Source organism: Kribbella sp. NPDC004138, from assembly GCF_053603655.1.
Genome location: NZ_JBSGFZ010000019.1, coordinates 69478 through 85970, shown reverse-complemented (window position 1 = coordinate 85970; position 16493 = coordinate 69478). Strand labels below are relative to the sequence as shown.

The window sequence follows — 16493 nt, the reverse complement described above, 5'->3', positions numbered from 1 at the left end:
CAGAATCACGGAACCAGAATCGCCCGGCCGCGGATGCGGCCGGCGTCGAGATCGGCGACCGCGTCGGCGGCCGCGTCGAGCGGGTAGGTCCTGGTGTGCAGCGTGACCTTCCCGGCCTGGGCGAGTGCCATCAGCTCGGCCAGTTCGTTGAACGTGCCGACGATGTTGCCGACGATGTTCCGTTCGGTGGAGATGATGTCCAGGGTCGGGATCTGCACCTGGCCGCCGTACCCGATGACGAAGTACGACCCGCCCCGGCCGGTCATCGCGAAGCCGTCCTGCTCCGCGCCCTGCTCGGCGACGAAGTCCAGGACGACGTGGGCGCCGGCGCCGTCGGTCAGACCGAGCACCGCGTCCACCTGCTGGCCGTCGGCAACGACCGTCTGGTCGGCGCCGAGCTGCTCGGCGAGCTTGAGGGCGTCCGGGTTGCGGTCGACGACGATGATCCGGGCCGCGGTGAGTGCCGCCAGGCACTGGACGCCGATGTGGCCGAGACCGCCCGCGCCGATCACCACACAGGTCGTCCCCGGCGGCAGTAGCGGAATCGCCTTGCGCACCGCGTGGTACGCCGTGATGCCGGCGTCGGCCAGCGCCGCGACGTCCTGCGGCCGGGTGCTCGGATCGAGCTTGACGCAGGCGCGGGCGGACGTGAGGAGGTACTCCGCCATCCCGCCGTCGCTGTCGAGTCCCGGGAACGTGCTGTTCACGCAGTGCATGTCGTCCCCGGCGCGACAGGCCGTGCAGAGCCCGCAGGTGGGCGTCGGGTGCAGGATGACGGTGTCGCCGACCTGCACGTTGGTGACGGCCGAGCCGATCTCGTGCACCCAGCCGGCGTTCTCGTGGCCAATCGTGTACGGCAGCTTCGGGTGCATCGCCGCGTCCCACTGGCCCTCGATGATGTGCAGGTCGGTACGGCACACGCCGGCGCCGCCGATCTTGACGACGACGTCGAGCGGGCCCTTGACGACCGGTTCCGGTACGTCGTCGACCACTGGTTGCTGGTGGTACCCGTGCAGTCGAACGGCCTTCATGACGATTCCTCCTCGCCCGCACCGGACTCGGCGTACCGGTGCTTCAGCATTCCTCGACAGATGCCTGTGTTGGCCTCGATCCCGGTCCGGGTCAGCCGGGCCAGCCCGAGGTGCCGGGCCGCGGCGTCCGCGGCGATCGCCGCACCGGTGCCGACGTCGACGAGCAGGGGCGCGTCCGGACCCACCGGCAGCCCGAGCTCGGCCCGGCGGCGCAGCAACCGGTCGAGCTCGGGCGACGGCGGCACGTCGGCGATCGCCAGCCGGGCGACGCCGGCCGGATCGATGCCGGACGCAACCAGCGGGCGGCAGACCTGGTCGGTCCCGGCCAGCACCGCCTTGGCGACGAACGTACGGCGGAGCTCGTCGAGCTCCGCCGCGGCCTCACCGTCGAACGACGCGACGAACCCGGCCCGGGCGGCCACGCCGGCGTTGATCTGCGCGGCCGCGAAGTGGTCCTCGAGTGCGACGTCGACCGAGCGCACGGCGGGTACCGCGGAGACCACGTCGTACGCGTCGGCGACCATCAGGAAGGCGAAGTTCGGCGCACAGAAGTACGTCGGCAGCCGGAGCCGGACGACCACATCACCGGCGGCCGACACGACGCAGGTGGACACGAAACCCAGCGTCGTGATCGGCTCGTCCAGCTCCGGGTCCCGGACGGCGGCCAGCGCGTCCAGGACCCGGTCCCGCTCAGTCGCCACTGCCGGCATCAGGACGTGACCAACTTCGAGTCGTCCTGCGCGGCCGGCGTCGCCTCCTTCAGTTGCAGTTCGTCGGGCACCTTGAGGTCGTACAGCTTGGCGGCGTTCAGCCCGAGAATCTTCTTCTTCCCCTCAACCCCGAGCCGCGGGTAGTCCGCGAACTCCGGATCGTCGGGCAACTCCCAGTCCACGAAGCCCTCGACCTGCCACTTCGGCTCCCAGATCCCGTAGTCGCTGCCGAACGTCATCTTGTCCTCGCCGACCCAGAACAACAGCTCGCCCATCACCTTGGCAAAGAACCGCGGCCGGGCGTGCATCAGGCCGCCGATGACGACCGACAGACCGGCGTACACATTCGGTTCCTGGGTGGCCATGAAGCAGAAGTCCTCGATCCGCGGCAGGCCGACGTGCTCGACGATGAAGTTCAGCTCCGGGAAGTCGGTCGCGGCGTGGTCGACGTCGGAGACGTCGAACGCGTCCTTGTCCAGCGGCCAGATCGTCGGGCCCTTGTGGACGTGGATGTTCTTGATCCCGAGCTCCTGCGCCTTCTCCAGGTACCGGTACGCCGCGGTGTCGGTGAGCTTGTAGCCGCGGGATCCCGCGTTCCACTCGGCCGTGTAGAGCTTGACGCCCTTCGAACCGTACCGGTCGACGTTGTGCGCGAGCTCCTCCAGCCCGGCGTCGCCGTCGCGCGGGTCGAACCGGGTGTTCAGCACGAACATCCCCGGGTGCGTCTCACCCAGCGTCGCGTTCTGCTCGGTGGTGTTGAACCCCTCCTTGTACCACTCCTTCAGGTACGTCGGCTGGAAGATCGCCACGTCCACGTAGCCGTCCTCGAAGACGTCCCTCATCAGGTCGTCCTCGGAGTAGCGCATGAACTTCTCGAGCGGCCAGTGCGTGTTCTGCGGCGCCAGGCTCATGTACGCGTGGAAGCACTCGATCCAGCCCTTCGCGTACTGCTCCGCGCCCGGCACCCAGTTGTCCGGTGCCGCGTTCCAGAAGTGCATGTGGCTGTCGACCACGAAGTACTTCTCACCGTTCTTCTCGTACACGAGAGACCCCCTCTGTCAGGTGGATGCGGTCAGGTCGAAACCGATGTAGTCGGCGGCGTCCTCGGGGTTGGCGAACAGGATCGTCCGGTCGTCCAGGTGCACCATCCGCCCGTAGTGGGTGGACATGTTCTCCTCGAACTCGGCCTGGTCGAAGTAGCCGGGCTCCTCGCCGAGCGCCTCGGACACGTCGTCGTAGACGACCTCCATCTTGCCGATCGCGTCGACCCGGATCATCGACGGCAACGGCGTCAGGGTGACGTTGTCCTTCTGCCCCATCACCTCGGCGACGATCTCCCCGACCTGGTTGTTCATCAGCGTGAAGCCGCACTTGTTGGACGCCGTGCTGTCGGACTTGAACGGGCTCTCGACGACTGCCTTGAGCGTGGTCACTGTGCCAACTCCTTCGGTTCGGTCAGGCCCAGCGCGGTGAGGATCCCGCTGAACCGGCTCTTCGCGCGGTCGAGTCCGTCCTCGAACCGCGGCGGCTTGGCGTCCGGCTGCGACCACAGCGGCTGCAGCGTCCGGGCCGCGGCGAGGGCCTTCCCGGTCCAGGAACTCAGCCAGCCGGCCAGGATCGCCTTGTTGTGATCGGCGAACTCCTTGTCGTTCGTCAGCAGCTCGAACATCGCCGTGGTGTAGCGCAGGTCGCGTTCGGCGAAGTCGTACTCTGCGGCGCCGATCACGGTCGGGGTGACGAAGTCGCCGTTGCGCGGCGCGGCCTGCTGGACCAGCTGGCTGCGGAACAGCTCGCCGACCAGCGGTTCGAACACGACGTTCGCCGCGAAGATCGCCTCGCACCAGTCGTCGATCGCGGTCAGGCCCTCGGCGACCTCGCGCACGCCCTGCCAGGCCGGGTCGTTGTTCCAGGTGTCGAGGTGCGCGCTGCCGTCGAAGCCCTCCAGCTCCTCCGACAAGGTGAGGTTGTAGAGGGCGAGGTCCTGCGCGGCGCGGATCCGGTGCATGCTGTTCACCGAGATCGCGTTGTTGTGCATGTTCGTGGGCGCGCGCCGGTTCGCGTTCGCGAACAGGTACAGACCGAGGCCGTGGTCGACGTGCATCCAGGCGCCGACGTGGTGCTCGACGAAGCCGACCCAGTTCGCGTTCCACTGCTCGAAGGCCTTCGACTGCCGGGCCGCCTCGACGTTCTGCGTGACCTGCCGGACGACGTTGGAGTTGTAGCGGTAGAGCGTGAGCTCCCACTCCTCGTTCGGGTCCCGGAACTCGTGCCAGCCGGTGGCGGGCCAGTCCTTGACGAACAGTCCGCCGGTGCCCGGCCCGCGCTTCGGCGCCGCCTGGTCGGAGCCCCAGGCCTTCAAGGCGGTCCAGTCCAGCGGGTAACCGCCGCGACCGTCGGAGAACCCGTACAGCCAGCCCTGGCTGAGGTAGTGCCGCGGATCCGGCTGGACGTCGACCGTGACGTCCTCGTAGTGGCTCTGCTTGCGCTTCTGCGGCCTGTAGTAGTTGTAGTGCCGCAGGGTCGAGTCCGGGAACTCGCGGGCCCCGGCCTCGGCATCGGTGAAGACCGGCTTGGGGACACTGCGTTCGGTCTTGGGTGCGTCCTGTGTGGTGGTCATCGGCTCTCTGCCTCCAGCACCTTTGAGTCACCGGCGTCGCCGGTCGTGGTGAACTTGTCGTAGTAGACGTGCTTCGTCGCGACGCCGAGCTGTTCGAGCAGCGGGATCGCCGCCTCGACCATCGGCGGCGGACCGCACACGTAGGCGTCCGCTCCGGTCAGATCGGGCTCGAGCCGGCGGACCACGTCGGTGATCAGTCCGCTCTCGCCGTCCCAGTCCGCCTCCGACAACGCCGGGACGTACCGGAACCGGGGCAAGGTCTGCTCGAGCGCCCGCAACTCGTCCTCGAAACACAGGTCGAGCTGCGTGCGGGAGCCGTAGTAGAACGTCGTCGGCCGGTCGATGCCGCGCTCGGCCATCGACCGCAGCAGCGCGAGGATCGGCGCCATGCCGGCCCCGCCGCCGAGGAAGACCAGCCGGGCGTCCGGGTTGTCCCGGAGGGTGAACACCCCGAACGGCCCGGTCAGGTCCAGGCGGTCGCCGACCCGGAGACGCCGGTCGAGGAACTCCGAGAACAGACCGCCCGGGTACACCTTGATGACGAACTCCAGCAGGCCGGTCTCCCGGCTCGACGTGTTCGCCATCGAGAACGAGCGGCTGGCGCCGGTGCCCGGCACCGAGATGTCGACGTACTGCCCGGGGAAGAACTTCAGCTCCCCGGACACCCGGAGCACCAGGTGCCGCAGGTCGTGGGTCACCGGGGTGATCGCCACGACCTCGGCGGTGCGCTCCTGGATCGGCAGCCCGGACCGGATCATCTCCTCGTCGTAGTTCAGCAGCTCGATCGTGAGGTCCTCGAAGGCGTGCGCGCGGCACAGCAGCGTGTAGCCCTCGTCCAGCTCGTACTCCGGCAGCGCGAAGGTGGAGTAGCGGTCCAGGTCGATGTCCTCACCGTCGAGGACGAACGACTTGCAGGACGCGCACTGTCCCTCCTTGCAGCCGTGCATGAGCATCACGCCCTGCTCGGCCGCGGCGCGCAGGATCGTCTGCTCCTCGTCGACCTCGATCTCGATGCCGACCGGTTCGAACCTCACGACGTGTTTCATCGGGCCCCGTCACACATCAGCCGGGGCGGGACGGCCGGCGGGACCACCCTTCACGTAGCGGGCGGCGAACGCCGTGCGCTCGTCGTCGCTCATCTCGTTGAGCAGCACGTTCGGGCTGGCCAGCGGCGGACACTTGCGCAGGTGGTCCAGCGTCCACATCTTGTCCGGGTCCAGGTCGAGGTGCGGCTGCGCGACCATGGTCTTGCCGTCGTCGCGGACGAAGCCCATGTCCGACACCACGTCGGCCCAGTTCCAGCCGTGGTACAGCGTCTCCCACTCGCGGTGACCGATCAGCTTGCCCATGTTCGGCGTCTGCCGGCCCATGTAGGTCGGGCGGAACGCGGTCTCGTCGGTCCACTTGCACATCTCGTGGCAGTACGTCCGCCACTGCCCGTCGACCTTCGCCATCACCATGTCCTCACGGACCAGGCACGGCACCATGCACGTCCAGCACCGGTGCGGGTACTCGTAGTCGACGTCCTCGAAGACGATCGGCTTGTGCCCGTTCGGCCGGGACAGCCGGTTGTAGTTCTCCCACCACTTTCCGTACTTGTCGTACCAGCCCGGGTACTTGAACTCGAACCACTCGAAGTCCTTGTCCGTCATCGGGTCGATCCGCCAGTAGTTGGCCAGCCAGCCGGTGGCGAAGAACTGCGCGACCTCGTGCACGTAGCCCTTGTTCCAGATCTGGTTCCAGGCCTCCTCGATCAGATCGTGCGGGATCTCCAGGCCGTACTTCTCCAGCGGCACCAGGTAGCTGCGGTAGTAGTCGTCGTAGATCCAGCGCCGCCACATCTCGGCGTACGACTCGCGGTCCTTGCGGCGGTCCTTGGTGCCGTACTCGATGAAGGTGCCGATCGCGGCGTCGACGACGCGGTGGTTGTTCCACCAGGCGTACCGCAGGTCGCGGGCGAGCAGCTGGTGGTTGTCCTCGTCGGCGAGCGCCATCAGCAGCGTCGCGTACCCGTTGCTGATGTGCCGGGACTCGTCCGACTGCACAGAGTGGAAGACGGTCGGCAGCAGGTAGTCGCCGTTGGCCGCGGCCTCGGCCGGCATCGCGACGAACAGCGTGTTGGTGAACGCGGTCTCGGCCACGATGGTCAGGTAGATGCTGGCCGCCGTGATCGCGTCACCGGTGATGAACCCCTCGGCGAACTGCCGGCCGATGGTGCCGCAGTAGTCGCTCTGGAAGTCCCGCAGGCTCGAGTTGAAACCCGCGGGGTCGATGTAGTTGTTCATGTACAGGCGCTTGAGGTTCTGCTGGATCGTCGAGTGCCGCACCTCGTCGATCATCTGGATCGCCTGGCCGTTGTGCAGCTCGGGGTTCGGTACGTTCCGGAACAGCAGCGGCATCGCCCGGGCGGCGGAGATCTCCGGCAGCGGAATGATGCTCAGGAAGAGTTTCTGCCATTCCAGCCAGCGTTCCTGCACCTGGCGGAACATGTTTCCGCGGATCGCGCCGTCGGAGGCGCCGTACACCCGGTGGTCCTTCTCCTCCTGCATCGGGAAGTACGACCGCAGGACCTGCTTCAGCGGGTCCTTCTTCTGCGCTTTACGGAACGTGTAGTCCGTTCCGTACTGGGAGACCGGCTCGTGGTACGCCGGTTCCCAGGACAACTCCTGGATCTTCTGGTGGGCCTTCGCCACACTCTGGCGACTCATGGCACTCCTCCCGCTCATGTGACCGGCTGTCACCTGCAGTACAGCGCGCTCAGCGGCGGGACGAAGTCCTAAATTGAGACACCCGTCACTGCTCGTCCAGGTAGGCTGCGCGGAGCCTCGCCAGCTCCGCCTCCTTGCGTTCGGCGGTGCGGTGGTCGCCCTGCGGATCGGGCCGGATACCCAAGCAGCGCAGGAGCTCCGCGGCCGGTTCGCCCGGGTGTCCGCCCGGGCCGAGCACGGGGTGCAGACCCGCCTCGGCCAAGTGATCGAAGACCAGCCGGACCACAGTCCAAGGGTTGTACGACTCCTGCCGCGAGACATCGTTGTCCATCGGAACCTCCGTGGTCGCCTGTTGGCATCACAAGCCCGCGACGCCGCGACGGCTGTCTCATTCTGAGACGTCGCGGGTGGCCGGCTGCACTATTCTCGGAAGGGGATGACTGGGCGGGGGCCGTGCGGATCGGCTGCAGCCGCCCAGCGGCAGGAGGTCCCGTGGACGAGCACGCGCCCTCGGCGGAGGAGAACCAGCGGGCAGCCGCGGCCCGCCTGAACTTCCTGACCTTCGATCCCGTCAGGTCGCAGGACGTCCGGCCGCCGATCCTGGCCTCCTGGCAGCGGTCGCGGCGCTGGAACCTGCCCGCGGACCGGATCACCCTGCCGTACGTCGCGGATCCCGAGCTGGACCTCCCGCTGACGCGCAGCGCCCGGCCCGTGCTGGAGCGGCTGCACGAGAATCTCGACGGCCAGCCGATCAGCGTGATCCTCACCGACCGGACCGGCCTGGTTCTCCAGCGGCTGACCGCCGACACCAAATTGGCGCAGCACCTCGACAGGGTCTTCCTGGCGCCGGGCTTCAGTTACGCCGAGGAGTTCGCGGGCACCAACGGGATCGGGACGGCGCTCGAAGGCGGCGGGCCGATGCACGTGTTCGGTCACGAGCACTACGCGGAGGACCTCGAGGAGCTCGCCTGTGCCGGCGTACCGATCAAGCATCCGGTGACCGGCAAGACGATCGGCGCCATCGACCTCACCTGCTGGCGCAAGGACGCCGGCTCGTTGCTGATGGCGCTCGCCAAGACGACCGCGGAGAGCATCCGGCGGGCGCTGCTCGATGACAGCTCCGCCCGGGAGCTGCGCCTGCTGCGGGCGTACCTGCAGAGTTCGCGCCGGCTCGGTGACATGGTGATCGCGGTCGACGACGATCTGTTGCTGATGAACGCCAAAGCCGGTCAGGCCCTCGACGCCGTCGACCAGCGGGCGGTGCTCGGGCACGCCGCCGAGATGATGAACCGCGGCGCCCCGGAGGCGATCGTAACCGAGCTGCCGACCGGTACCCGGGTCCGGATCACGTGCCGACCCGTCGTCCCCGGCGGTCGCGGCGGCGCGGGGATCGTTCAGGTCAGTCCGCACGCTTCCGCGAGCGGCACCGGCCCGTCGGCCTCCGGTCATCGCCCGCCGCCGCGTCCCGCGCTCCCGGGACTCGTCGGCCACACCGCGCCGTGGCTCGGCAGCAGCCGCGACGTCGACAACGCGTGCCGGGCCGGGCAGTGGGTCGTGCTGACCGGCGAACGCGGTGTCGGCAAAGTTGCGCTGGCCCGCGCGGCGCACCGCCAGAACAGCCAGGCCGGCCGGTTCCACGTCGTCGACGCGGCCCGGCTCGGGGACGGCTACGCCGGTGAGCTGGAGGCCGAGCTCGAGGACGACTCGCTGCAGGCGCTGGTGATCCGGCACGCCGAGGCCCTCGACCAGGACCGGGCGCAGGCCACGGTCGAGGCGCTGTACGACGTCGTCGAACGCCGGCCGGCGGAGCCGCCGTGGATCGTTCTCACCCTGACCTGCGACGCGAACGACCCGCCCGATCTCGGCGAGCTGCTGACGATCTTCCCGCTGACCATCGAAGTACCGCCCCTGCGACACCACATCGAGGACATCCGCGAACTGGTGCCGCACTTCCTCGACCGCCTGAGCCACGGCGAACTGACCTGCGGGCCGGACACGATGCAGCAGCTGATGCGCTCGGCCTGGCCGGGCAACACCGCCGAGCTGGGCCAGATCCTGCGGCAGATCGTCGTCCGCCGCCGGCGCGCCGGTGTGATCACCCCCGCAGACCTCCCGGCCCGGCTGCAGGCGACCAGCCGCCGCAGCCTGAGCCAGCTGGAGGCACTCGAGCGCGACGCGATCATCCGCAGCCTGATCGCCAACGAGGGCCACAAGGGCCGCGCCGCCAAGTCACTCGGCATGTCCCGCGCCACCATCTACCGCAAGATCCACGACTACGGCATCCAGCCCCCACCGGTCTGACCCCAGCGCGTCGAGTAAGCCTGTGGTCGCCCCACGTAGTGCCTGCTGTCCGGCCCCATCCGGGCCGCGGCCGGCGGCGAACACCCCTCGGGCACCCGTTTCATCGCCGGGGCCTTTCGAGAGGGAAGGGGCAGAACCATGAGTGACGCAACACGCCGGGGCTTTCTGGTGTTCGCCGGCGCGGGGACCGCGGCAGCCGTCGGCGCCGTGGCCGGACCGAAGATCTTCGGTGAGCGGTCCGCGCAGACCACGGGTGGGGACGAGTTGCGGGCGGCCGACCTGGCCACCGCCGAGTCGTTCGTCGTCCACGTGAAAGACGTGCGGAAGGGGGAGATGGCGATTCTGGTCGGGGACCGTGAAGTCGTCCTGACCGACCGTGAGCTGGCCGCGCGCCTGGCCGGCGCCACGACCGCCTGATCCGGCGATCCACCCACGCCTGCACCGGAGGAACAGTCATGTCTTCACATCGCGAAGCGCCGGAGATCTCGAAGGACCCGGTCGCGGACAACACCGATGTCTACGCGTTCGTCAGCCCGGACCAGCCGGACACCGTGACGCTGATCGCCAACTTCATCCCGTTCCAGAACCCGTACGGCGGGCCGAACTTCTACGAGTTCGGCGACGACGTGCTGTACCAGATCCACATCTCCAACCGCGGCACCGGCCGTGCCGACCTCAGCTACCAGTTCCGGTTCCACGCCAGGATCAGGAACGCCAAGACGTTCCTGTACAACACCGGACCGATCACCTCCATCACGGACACGACCTGGAACCGCCCGCAGTACTACTCGGTCACGAGGCTCGAGAACGGACGCTCGCGGGTCCTCGCGCGGAACCTGCCCGCGCCGCCGGTCAACGTGGGCGTGCGCAGCACGCCGGACTACGCGAAGCTGGCCAGGCAGGCGATCCACACGATCGGCAACCACCGGAAGGTGTTCGCCGGTCAGCGCGCCGACGGATTCTTCGCCGACCTCGGCAGCATCTTCGACCTCGGTACGCTGCGACCCTTCCAGCTGGCCCACCTGATCCCGTCGGCGGCCGCGGCGGGGGTCAACGGTCTGCAGGGATCGAACGTGCACACGATCGCGCTGCAGGTTCCGATCACGGACCTCACCCGCGACGGCCGCAGGCCCACGAACGTGCTGGACCCGGCCGCGGTGATCGGTGTCTACGCCTCGGCGAGCCGGCAGACGTCGAGGATTCTCGACGGCGGGATCGCGGCCTGGCACGGCCCGTACCAGCAGGTCTCCAGGCTCGGGAACCCGTTGTTCAACGAGGTCATCGTGCCGATGGCGGAGAAGGACCGGTGGAACGGTCGCGCTCCGCAGGACGACAAGCGGTACGCCGGGTTCGTGACCAAGCCCGAGCTGGCCGGTCTGCTGCCGGTGCTGTACCCGGGCGTGTTCCCGAACCTCGCCGCGTACCAGAAGCCGCGCGCCGACCTGGCGGCGATCCTGCTCACCGGCATCCCGAAGGGCGTCGTACCGGGGTTCCAGAACTTCACCGGACCCGTTCAGGCCGACCTGCTCCGCCTCAACGTCGCGGTGCCGCCCGCCAAGGCACCGAATCCGCTGGGCCTGGTGGCCGGGGACGCAGCCGGGTTCCCGAACGGGCGCAGGGTCTTCGACGACGTCGTGACCGTGGAGCTGCGGGCCGTCGCGGGGCTGACGATCCCGCTGGTGGATCCGTCGTACCAGCCCGACGCGGCCGCGGCCGCGATCAAGGACGGGACGTCGAACACGAACGCGGACTACCGTCCGTCGTTCCCGTATCTCGGGACGCCGGCCGGCGGCTACCAGTCCGAGCCCGGAAACCCGGCCGCGTGATGACCGGCGTCGAGAACCCGCACGCGGGTCGAGGATCGTCGGTCCTGCTCGACATCGGCGGTGACATCGGTGCGCTCGTCGTCACGATGCCGGCCGAGCTGGACGGGCAGGAGATCGAACTACGCCCTACCGGGCACACGATCGTCCCGAACAGCCATGAGCACGGGCATGGGCACGGTCATGGTGCGCTGCCGCACGTGGCGGTGGTTCCGCGGCCCTCGCCGGCGGGTGAGATCGTGCACTCAGCGGTCTTCTTCGAGGTTCGGCAAGGCAGCTACGAACTGTCTGTGCGCCCCGGCGGACCGGTGCGGCTGACGGCGGATGTCGTCGGGGGAGCGGTGACAGAAGCCGACTGGCCGCGCTAGACCGACCTCTCGGCGGCGAGGCTTTCCAGCAGCGGCTCGCCGCCGGGCGCGCGGCACGTGACCGGTACGAGTCGACCGGTGTGACGTATCTGTGCTTGCGTGGCGGTGGCCTGCGTGCATCAATTGTGCATAAGTTTGGTCCGACGGGTCCCGGGTACCGGCGACCCGGAAGACAACCGACACGGCGGGCGGCGGCTGATGGCAGACAAGCAGCTTCCGACGGCGGTCAGGTGGACTGACGACCGTCTCGGGATCGCGAAGATCGGCAGGAAGAACCTCCGGAAGATCTTTCCGGACCACTGGTCGTTCATGCTCGGCGAGATCGCGCTCTACAGTTTCCTGATCCTGGTGCTGACCGGTGTGTTCCTGACGCTGTGGTTCAAGCCGTCGATGGCCGAGATCGAGTACCAGGGCTCGTACAGCATGCTCAAGGGCCTGCACATGTCGGAGGCGTACGAGTCGGCGCTGAATATCTCGTTCGACGTCCGCGGCGGCCTGCTGATGCGCCAGATCCACCACTGGGCCGCGGTGCTGTTCGTCGCCGCGATGAGCGTGCACCTGTTGCGGATCTTCTTCACCGGCGCGTTCCGCAAGCCGCGCGAGCTGAACTGGCTGATCGGCATCGTGATGCTGTTCCTGGGCGTCGTGGAAGGCTTCATCGGCTACGGCCTGCCCGACGATCTCCTGTCGGGCACCGGCCTGCGGATCACCCAGGGCCTCGTGCTGGCCGCTCCGGTGGTCGGCAGCTACCTGGCGTTCTTCATCTTCGGGGGAGAGTTCCCCGGCGACGACTTCGTCTCCCGGTTCTTCACCGTCCACGTGCTGCTGATCCCGGGGATCCTGCTGGCCTTGATCACGGTGCACCTGTTCCTGGTCGTCCATCACAAGCACACGCAGTACCGCGGACCCGGCCGGACCGAGAAGAACGTCGTCGGTTTCCCGCTGTTCCCGGTGTACGTCGCGAAGGCGGGCGGCTTCTTCTTCGTGGTCTTCGGCGTCACCGCGCTGATGGGCGCGCTGCTCCAGATCAACCCGATCTGGCTCTACGGGCCGTACAACCCGGCCGAGGTGACGGCGGGGTCGCAGCCCGACTGGTACATGGGGTGGCTGGACGGCGCCGTCCGGCTGATGCCCGGTGCCGAGTCGCACTTCTGGGGCGTCACGGTCAGCTGGAACATCTTCCTGCCGGCGTTGCTGGTGCCGCCGCTGTTCATCGGGTTCGTTGCCCTCTACCCCTTCCTCGAGGCATGGATCACCCGCGACCGGCGCGAGCACCACCTGCTCGACCGGCCGCGGGACAACCCGACGCGGACCGGTGTCGGCGTCGCGATGATCACCTTCTACGGCGTCCTGTGGCTGAACAGCGGCAACGACCTGATCGCGACGCACTTGCACAGCTCGATCAACGCGATCACCTGGACCTGCCGGGTGCTGATCGTCGCCGGCCCGGTCCTCGCGTTCTGGATCACCAGGCGCTGGGCGATCTCGCTCCAGCGGGCCGACCGGGAGCGGCTGCTGCACGGCCGGGAGAGCGGCGTCATCGTCCGCGCAGCCGACGGCGGGTACTCCGAGCGGCACGCGGAGATCTCGGTGTACGAGGCGTACGCGCTGACCGCCCGCGACCGGGACACCGTGCTCGACGAGCCGCCGCCGGCCGACGAGAACGGCGTTGCGCGGCCGCACCGCCGGCGTGAGCGTCTCCGGTCCGCGCTGAGCCGCTTCTACTTCGCCGACGCCGTTCAGAAACCGACCGCCGCCGAGCTCGAAGCCGCCCACGCCGACGACGCCGATCACACCGATCACACCGATCACGCCGATCACGCCGCCGAGACCGACGGCACTCGCGAGCTCGAGTCCGCCGCGAAGCGGGAGCGCTCCAGGGCCTAGCTCATCGACATGACTATCGTAGAAGGATGCCGAACCGTCCGAGTGCCGCCCGACCCGCCGTCCCGGAGGAGATGGTGTGGCCGGTGGGGCGTGTCGCGGAGATGCTCGGCGTCCCGACGGTGACGATCCGGAGCTGGGAGCGGCGCTACGGCATCGGTCCGTCGCAGCGCAGCACCGGGCAGCATCGTCGCTATTCGGCCGACGACGTGGCGAGGCTGCGCCGGATGATCGCCTTGATCGCGAAGGGCGCCGCGCCGGTGGACGCCGCGCGGCTGACCGCGGGGACCGGTCCGGACGTCACCGAACCCGATGCGCTGCTCGCGTCGGCGGAGTCGTACCGGGTCACCACGATGGCGGAGATCCTCGACAACCTGCTGCAGAAACGCGGCGTCGGGCCGGCCTGGAACGAGGTGATCGCGCCCGCGTTCCACGAACTGGAGCGCCGGTTCACCGACATCGGCGACTGCATCGATCTCACGTTCCTGCTGGCCAGGACGGTCGAGGACGCGATCGAGCGGTACGTCGCCGAGCGCGGCCTGCAGCGCACCGGACGCCCGTGCCTGCTCGCCATCTGCCCCGACGAGCGCCACACCTTGCCGATGACGGTCCTGCGTGGCTGTCTGCTCGAGCGGGGCATCCCGGCGATCGCTCTCGAGGCAGGTCTGAACGACGAGGCCGTGGTGGCGGCGGCGGAGCGGACCGATCCCACGGTGGTGGTGCTGTGGACGACGCTGCGGCGCAGCGGCCAGACCGCCCTCAGCAGGCGCCTGCAGCGGCTGGGGCACCAGGTCCTGAAGGCAGGCCACGGCTGGCCCGGTCCCGATCGTGAGCTGGACGACCTGGACGGGGCCGTGACGCGAATCGTCGCAGCGTCTCGTCAGATGCAGCGGGCCTGACGGTCAGCTGGGCAGCGTGCCCCGGATGATGCTGTCGTGGGAGTGCTCCGGGTTCCCGTCGTCCGGTTCGAGGGAGATGTCGACGATGCGGTAGCCCTGGCCGGTCAGGTCGGGCGGGATCTGGAAGGTGCCGCCCGTGCTCGGGTTCAGAACGCCGAGCGCGACCATCCTCTTGCCGTCCTCGTTGATCAGCCAGACCTCGTAGAAGCCCGGAGCAGCCGCCAGGCCCGTCGCGCTGACCTTCAACTCGATCCCGTTGGCTCCGCGCAGGAGGTCGGCGTTGCCGTCGCCGGACTTGCCGGCCAAGGGTTCCAGCTTGGCGACCGCCTCGGAGGTCGGCCCGCCCGCGTCGTCCGAGGTGACCAGGAGCGCGCCGATCGCGCCGACGCCGATGCCCACCACGGCAGCGATGCTCGCAGCGATCGCCAACGCGGTCCTGCCGACCGGGCGTCGCCGTGGCCTGAGCTCGGCAACGGACGCGTCGGGCACGGACGACGGCACAGTTGACGGTGTCGACGGTACGGATGGCCGCGCTTGCGTCGTGCCGGGCTCGAAGCCGAGCTCGGCGCCGATTCGGTCCCAGACGTCGGCGGGTGCCGTGTCCAGGCGCGGCAGCTCACCGATGTGCCCCGCGACGACCCGCAGCTCCTGCAGGCTCTCGCGGCAGCGTCCGCACAGCCGCAGGTGATCGGCGGCGGCATCATCGGGCGTCTCGCCGTCGATGACCCACTGGGCCAGCAGTTCCTCATCCAGATGTGTCGTCACCTTTCACCTCCTTCAGTCTGTCACGCAGGTGCAGCAGGCCGCGCCGGACATGGCTCTTCACGGTTCCGAGCGGCAGGTCGAGCTGCTCCGCGATCGCGGGGTACGTCTGGTCTTCGTAGAAGGCGAGGCGAAGGATGGTTCGGCGCGGGTCGTCGATCTTGGCCAGCTCGTCGGCCAGGACCACCTTGTCGACCGTGTCCTGGTCGACGCGGTCCGGCGACGTCTCCCGGTCCAGCAGGCCGCCGGCCGCCTCGGCGTTGCGGTGCTCCCGGTTCCGGGCGGCGAGCCGGTCCGCGATCCGGTGCCTGGTGATACCGGTCAGCCAGGCGCCGAGCTCGCCTTGCGACGGGTCGAAGTTCGCACGCCCGCGCCAGGCGGACACGAAGACCTGCTGGGTCACGTCCTCGGCGTCGGTCCGGTCGCCGAGAGCTCGCAGCGCCAAGGTGAACACCAGGCCGGACCACTGCCGGTAGGCGTCCGCGAGGCTCTGCTCGCGGCCTTCCGCCAGACCTTTGGCAATGTCGGGCGGCGACGGTGCGCCGGCCTCGATGCTGGTCACAAACGGCACTGTAGCGAATCTCCCGTGCGGGAGCCGGTGCCGACGGCCGGGCCGCGCCGAAACGTCACCGCGCCCAGGCATCCGGTCACGCTGCGCTGATCCCGGACTCGCCGTACGGCGCTCATGTGGGCGCTGCCGTGACGACGAGGTTGTCCCGGTAGCCGCCGGCGTTGCGGTCGTAGGGTCCGCCGCAGGTGATGATCCGCAGCAGCGGCGTGCCGTCGCGATCGAAGACCCGGTCGAGGGCGAGGCTCGACTTCGCGATGTCCTCGACTGTCCGGACCCGGTAGCTGGTCGTCGAGTTGTCGCTCAGCCGGACCGTCACGAGGTCCCCGGGCCGGAGCTTCCGGAGCCGGACGAGGGGCCCCACGCCGTACTGCTTGCTGTCGAGGTGGCCGCCGAGGACCACCGAGCCGCGTTGGTCGGTCGTGCTCGGCCCGAACCGGTACCAGCCGATGACGGCGGGATTCGGCGGCAGCTCCATCTGCCCGTCGGCCGCCACGCCCACGGCAACGACCGGAACGTCGACCCCGATGGATTCGAGTCGCAAGCGGTTCGGCTGGACGACCTCGGCCGCGGTGGGCGGCTCGGCCGGCCGGACGCGAATCCCGTTCCCGGTCGTCGCCGGGGGAGCGGACGGAGCGGTCGACCGTGCCGGTGAAGGAGTGGTGGGGGACACCGGTGCGGTCTGCTCCGTCCGCTCGCTCCGGTCACTGCCGGCCGGTGCTGCGCCGGAGGACGAGCAGCCGGCCGCCAGGCCGAAGACCGGGAGTGGGGGCCGGGGGCCGACGGGCCGCCCCCGCGGGGTTATACAGACCCGCGCCGCAG

General features: G+C 69.0%; 17 protein-coding genes. 6 read left to right on the top strand and 11 right to left on the bottom strand.

Going from position 1 to position 16493, the window contains the following annotated elements; genetic code table 11:
- Nucleotides 1–5: 5 nt before the first annotated feature.
- The 8 genes from ACWEOO_RS25865 to ACWEOO_RS25830 all read right to left on the bottom strand — a co-directional run bounded on the left by ACWEOO_RS25865 (nucleotide 6) and on the right by ACWEOO_RS25830 (nucleotide 7397).
- Entirely contained in the window at nucleotides 6–1031 is a 1026-nt protein-coding gene (locus ACWEOO_RS25865) for an NAD(P)-dependent alcohol dehydrogenase (protein ID WP_452145205.1), read from the bottom strand.
- Nucleotides 1028–1732 carry an iron-sulfur cluster assembly protein gene (locus ACWEOO_RS25860; protein ID WP_355697965.1) on the bottom strand — a complete coding sequence of 235 codons (705 nt, stop codon included), beginning with the start codon at nucleotides 1730–1732 and terminating at the stop codon, nucleotides 1028–1030. Before ACWEOO_RS25860 ends, ACWEOO_RS25865 begins: the two co-directional genes overlap by 4 nt.
- An 8-nt stretch (nucleotides 1733–1740) precedes the next feature.
- Nucleotides 1741–2784: an amidohydrolase family protein gene (locus ACWEOO_RS25855; RefSeq protein ID WP_452145204.1), complete on the bottom strand. Its 1044-nt coding sequence runs from the start codon at nucleotides 2782–2784 to the stop codon at nucleotides 1741–1743.
- 15 nt (nucleotides 2785–2799) lie between these two features.
- A complete protein-coding gene (gene mimD / locus ACWEOO_RS25850; RefSeq protein ID WP_359922993.1) occupies nucleotides 2800–3174 on the bottom strand; it encodes a propane 2-monooxygenase effector subunit MimD in 375 nt (124 codons plus the stop codon).
- Nucleotides 3171–4358, bottom strand: coding sequence for a hypothetical protein (locus ACWEOO_RS25845; RefSeq protein WP_452145203.1), 1188 nt, complete (start codon nucleotides 4356–4358; stop codon nucleotides 3171–3173). Before ACWEOO_RS25845 ends, mimD begins: the two co-directional genes overlap by 4 nt.
- On the bottom strand, nucleotides 4355–5392 hold the full coding sequence (locus ACWEOO_RS25840; protein ID WP_359922998.1) for a 2Fe-2S iron-sulfur cluster binding domain-containing protein: 1038 nt from the start codon (nucleotides 5390–5392) through the stop codon (nucleotides 4355–4357). The genes ACWEOO_RS25845 and ACWEOO_RS25840 overlap by 4 nt, the downstream gene beginning before the upstream one ends.
- A 21-nt stretch (nucleotides 5393–5413) precedes the next feature.
- A complete protein-coding gene (locus ACWEOO_RS25835; RefSeq protein WP_452145202.1) occupies nucleotides 5414–7066 on the bottom strand; it encodes a hypothetical protein in 1653 nt (550 codons plus the stop codon).
- Between the two features lie 85 nt (nucleotides 7067–7151).
- The gene (locus ACWEOO_RS25830) at nucleotides 7152–7397 is read right to left on the bottom strand and encodes a hypothetical protein (RefSeq protein WP_359923003.1); all 246 of its coding nucleotides are present in this window, start codon (nucleotides 7395–7397) and stop codon (nucleotides 7152–7154) included.
- 161 nt (nucleotides 7398–7558) lie between these two features.
- Between ACWEOO_RS25830 and ACWEOO_RS25825 the strand changes: the two genes are divergently transcribed.
- The 6 genes from ACWEOO_RS25825 to ACWEOO_RS25800 all read left to right on the top strand — a co-directional run bounded on the left by ACWEOO_RS25825 (nucleotide 7559) and on the right by ACWEOO_RS25800 (nucleotide 14341).
- Nucleotides 7559–9367: a sigma-54-dependent Fis family transcriptional regulator gene (locus ACWEOO_RS25825; RefSeq protein ID WP_452145201.1), complete on the top strand. Its 1809-nt coding sequence runs from the start codon at nucleotides 7559–7561 to the stop codon at nucleotides 9365–9367.
- 138 nt (nucleotides 9368–9505) lie between these two features.
- On the top strand, nucleotides 9506–9784 hold the full coding sequence (locus ACWEOO_RS25820; RefSeq protein WP_359923009.1) for a twin-arginine translocation signal domain-containing protein: 279 nt from the start codon (nucleotides 9506–9508) through the stop codon (nucleotides 9782–9784).
- A 38-nt stretch (nucleotides 9785–9822) separates the two neighbouring features.
- Complete coding sequence (locus ACWEOO_RS25815; RefSeq protein WP_452145200.1) at nucleotides 9823–11193, top strand: DUF4331 domain-containing protein; 1371 nt, start codon at nucleotides 9823–9825, stop codon at nucleotides 11191–11193.
- Nucleotides 11193–11558: a hypothetical protein gene (locus ACWEOO_RS25810; RefSeq protein WP_359923015.1), complete on the top strand. Its 366-nt coding sequence runs from the start codon at nucleotides 11193–11195 to the stop codon at nucleotides 11556–11558. The genes ACWEOO_RS25815 and ACWEOO_RS25810 overlap by 1 nt, the downstream gene beginning before the upstream one ends.
- A 198-nt stretch (nucleotides 11559–11756) precedes the next feature.
- On the top strand, nucleotides 11757–13445 hold the full coding sequence (qcrB, locus tag ACWEOO_RS25805; protein WP_452145199.1) for a cytochrome bc1 complex cytochrome b subunit: 1689 nt from the start codon (nucleotides 11757–11759) through the stop codon (nucleotides 13443–13445).
- 26 nt (nucleotides 13446–13471) lie between these two features.
- Entirely contained in the window at nucleotides 13472–14341 is an 870-nt protein-coding gene (locus ACWEOO_RS25800; RefSeq protein ID WP_452145198.1) for a MerR family transcriptional regulator, read from the top strand.
- 3 nt (nucleotides 14342–14344) lie between these two features.
- On the opposite strand, the gene ACWEOO_RS25795 is transcribed toward ACWEOO_RS25800, so the two are convergent.
- The 3 genes from ACWEOO_RS25795 to ACWEOO_RS25785 form a co-directional block, all read right to left on the bottom strand.
- The gene (locus ACWEOO_RS25795; RefSeq protein ID WP_452145197.1) at nucleotides 14345–15106 is read right to left on the bottom strand and encodes an anti-sigma factor domain-containing protein; all 762 of its coding nucleotides are present in this window, start codon (nucleotides 15104–15106) and stop codon (nucleotides 14345–14347) included.
- Entirely contained in the window at nucleotides 15087–15665 is a 579-nt protein-coding gene (locus ACWEOO_RS25790; RefSeq protein ID WP_452145196.1) for an RNA polymerase sigma factor, read from the bottom strand. The genes ACWEOO_RS25795 and ACWEOO_RS25790 overlap by 20 nt, the downstream gene beginning before the upstream one ends.
- A 121-nt stretch (nucleotides 15666–15786) precedes the next feature.
- Nucleotides 15787–16344 (bottom strand): class F sortase, encoded by a 558-nt coding sequence (locus ACWEOO_RS25785; RefSeq protein ID WP_452145195.1) that lies wholly within the window; start codon nucleotides 16342–16344, stop codon nucleotides 15787–15789.
- Nucleotides 16345–16493: the final 149 nt, after the last annotated feature.

Excerpts from the sequence above, each read along its gene's own strand:
- ACWEOO_RS25865 (WP_452145205.1), bottom strand. The coding sequence starts at position 1,031 with ATGAAGGCCGTTCGACTGCACGGGTACCACCAGCAACCAGTGGTCGAC.
- ACWEOO_RS25845 (WP_452145203.1), bottom strand. The coding sequence starts at position 4,358 with ATGACCACCACACAGGACGCACCCAAGACCGAACGCAGTGTCCCCAAG.
- ACWEOO_RS25835 (WP_452145202.1), bottom strand. The coding sequence starts at position 7,066 with ATGAGTCGCCAGAGTGTGGCGAAGGCCCACCAGAAGATCCAGGAGTTG.
- ACWEOO_RS25830 (WP_359923003.1), bottom strand. The coding sequence starts at position 7,397 with ATGGACAACGATGTCTCGCGGCAGGAGTCGTACAACCCTTGGACTGTG.
- ACWEOO_RS25820 (WP_359923009.1), top strand. The coding sequence starts at position 9,506 with ATGAGTGACGCAACACGCCGGGGCTTTCTGGTGTTCGCCGGCGCGGGG.
- ACWEOO_RS25815 (WP_452145200.1), top strand. The coding sequence starts at position 9,823 with ATGTCTTCACATCGCGAAGCGCCGGAGATCTCGAAGGACCCGGTCGCG.
- ACWEOO_RS25810 (WP_359923015.1), top strand. The coding sequence starts at position 11,193 with ATGACCGGCGTCGAGAACCCGCACGCGGGTCGAGGATCGTCGGTCCTG.
- qcrB (WP_452145199.1), top strand. The coding sequence starts at position 11,757 with ATGGCAGACAAGCAGCTTCCGACGGCGGTCAGGTGGACTGACGACCGT.
- ACWEOO_RS25800 (WP_452145198.1), top strand. The coding sequence starts at position 13,472 with ATGCCGAACCGTCCGAGTGCCGCCCGACCCGCCGTCCCGGAGGAGATG.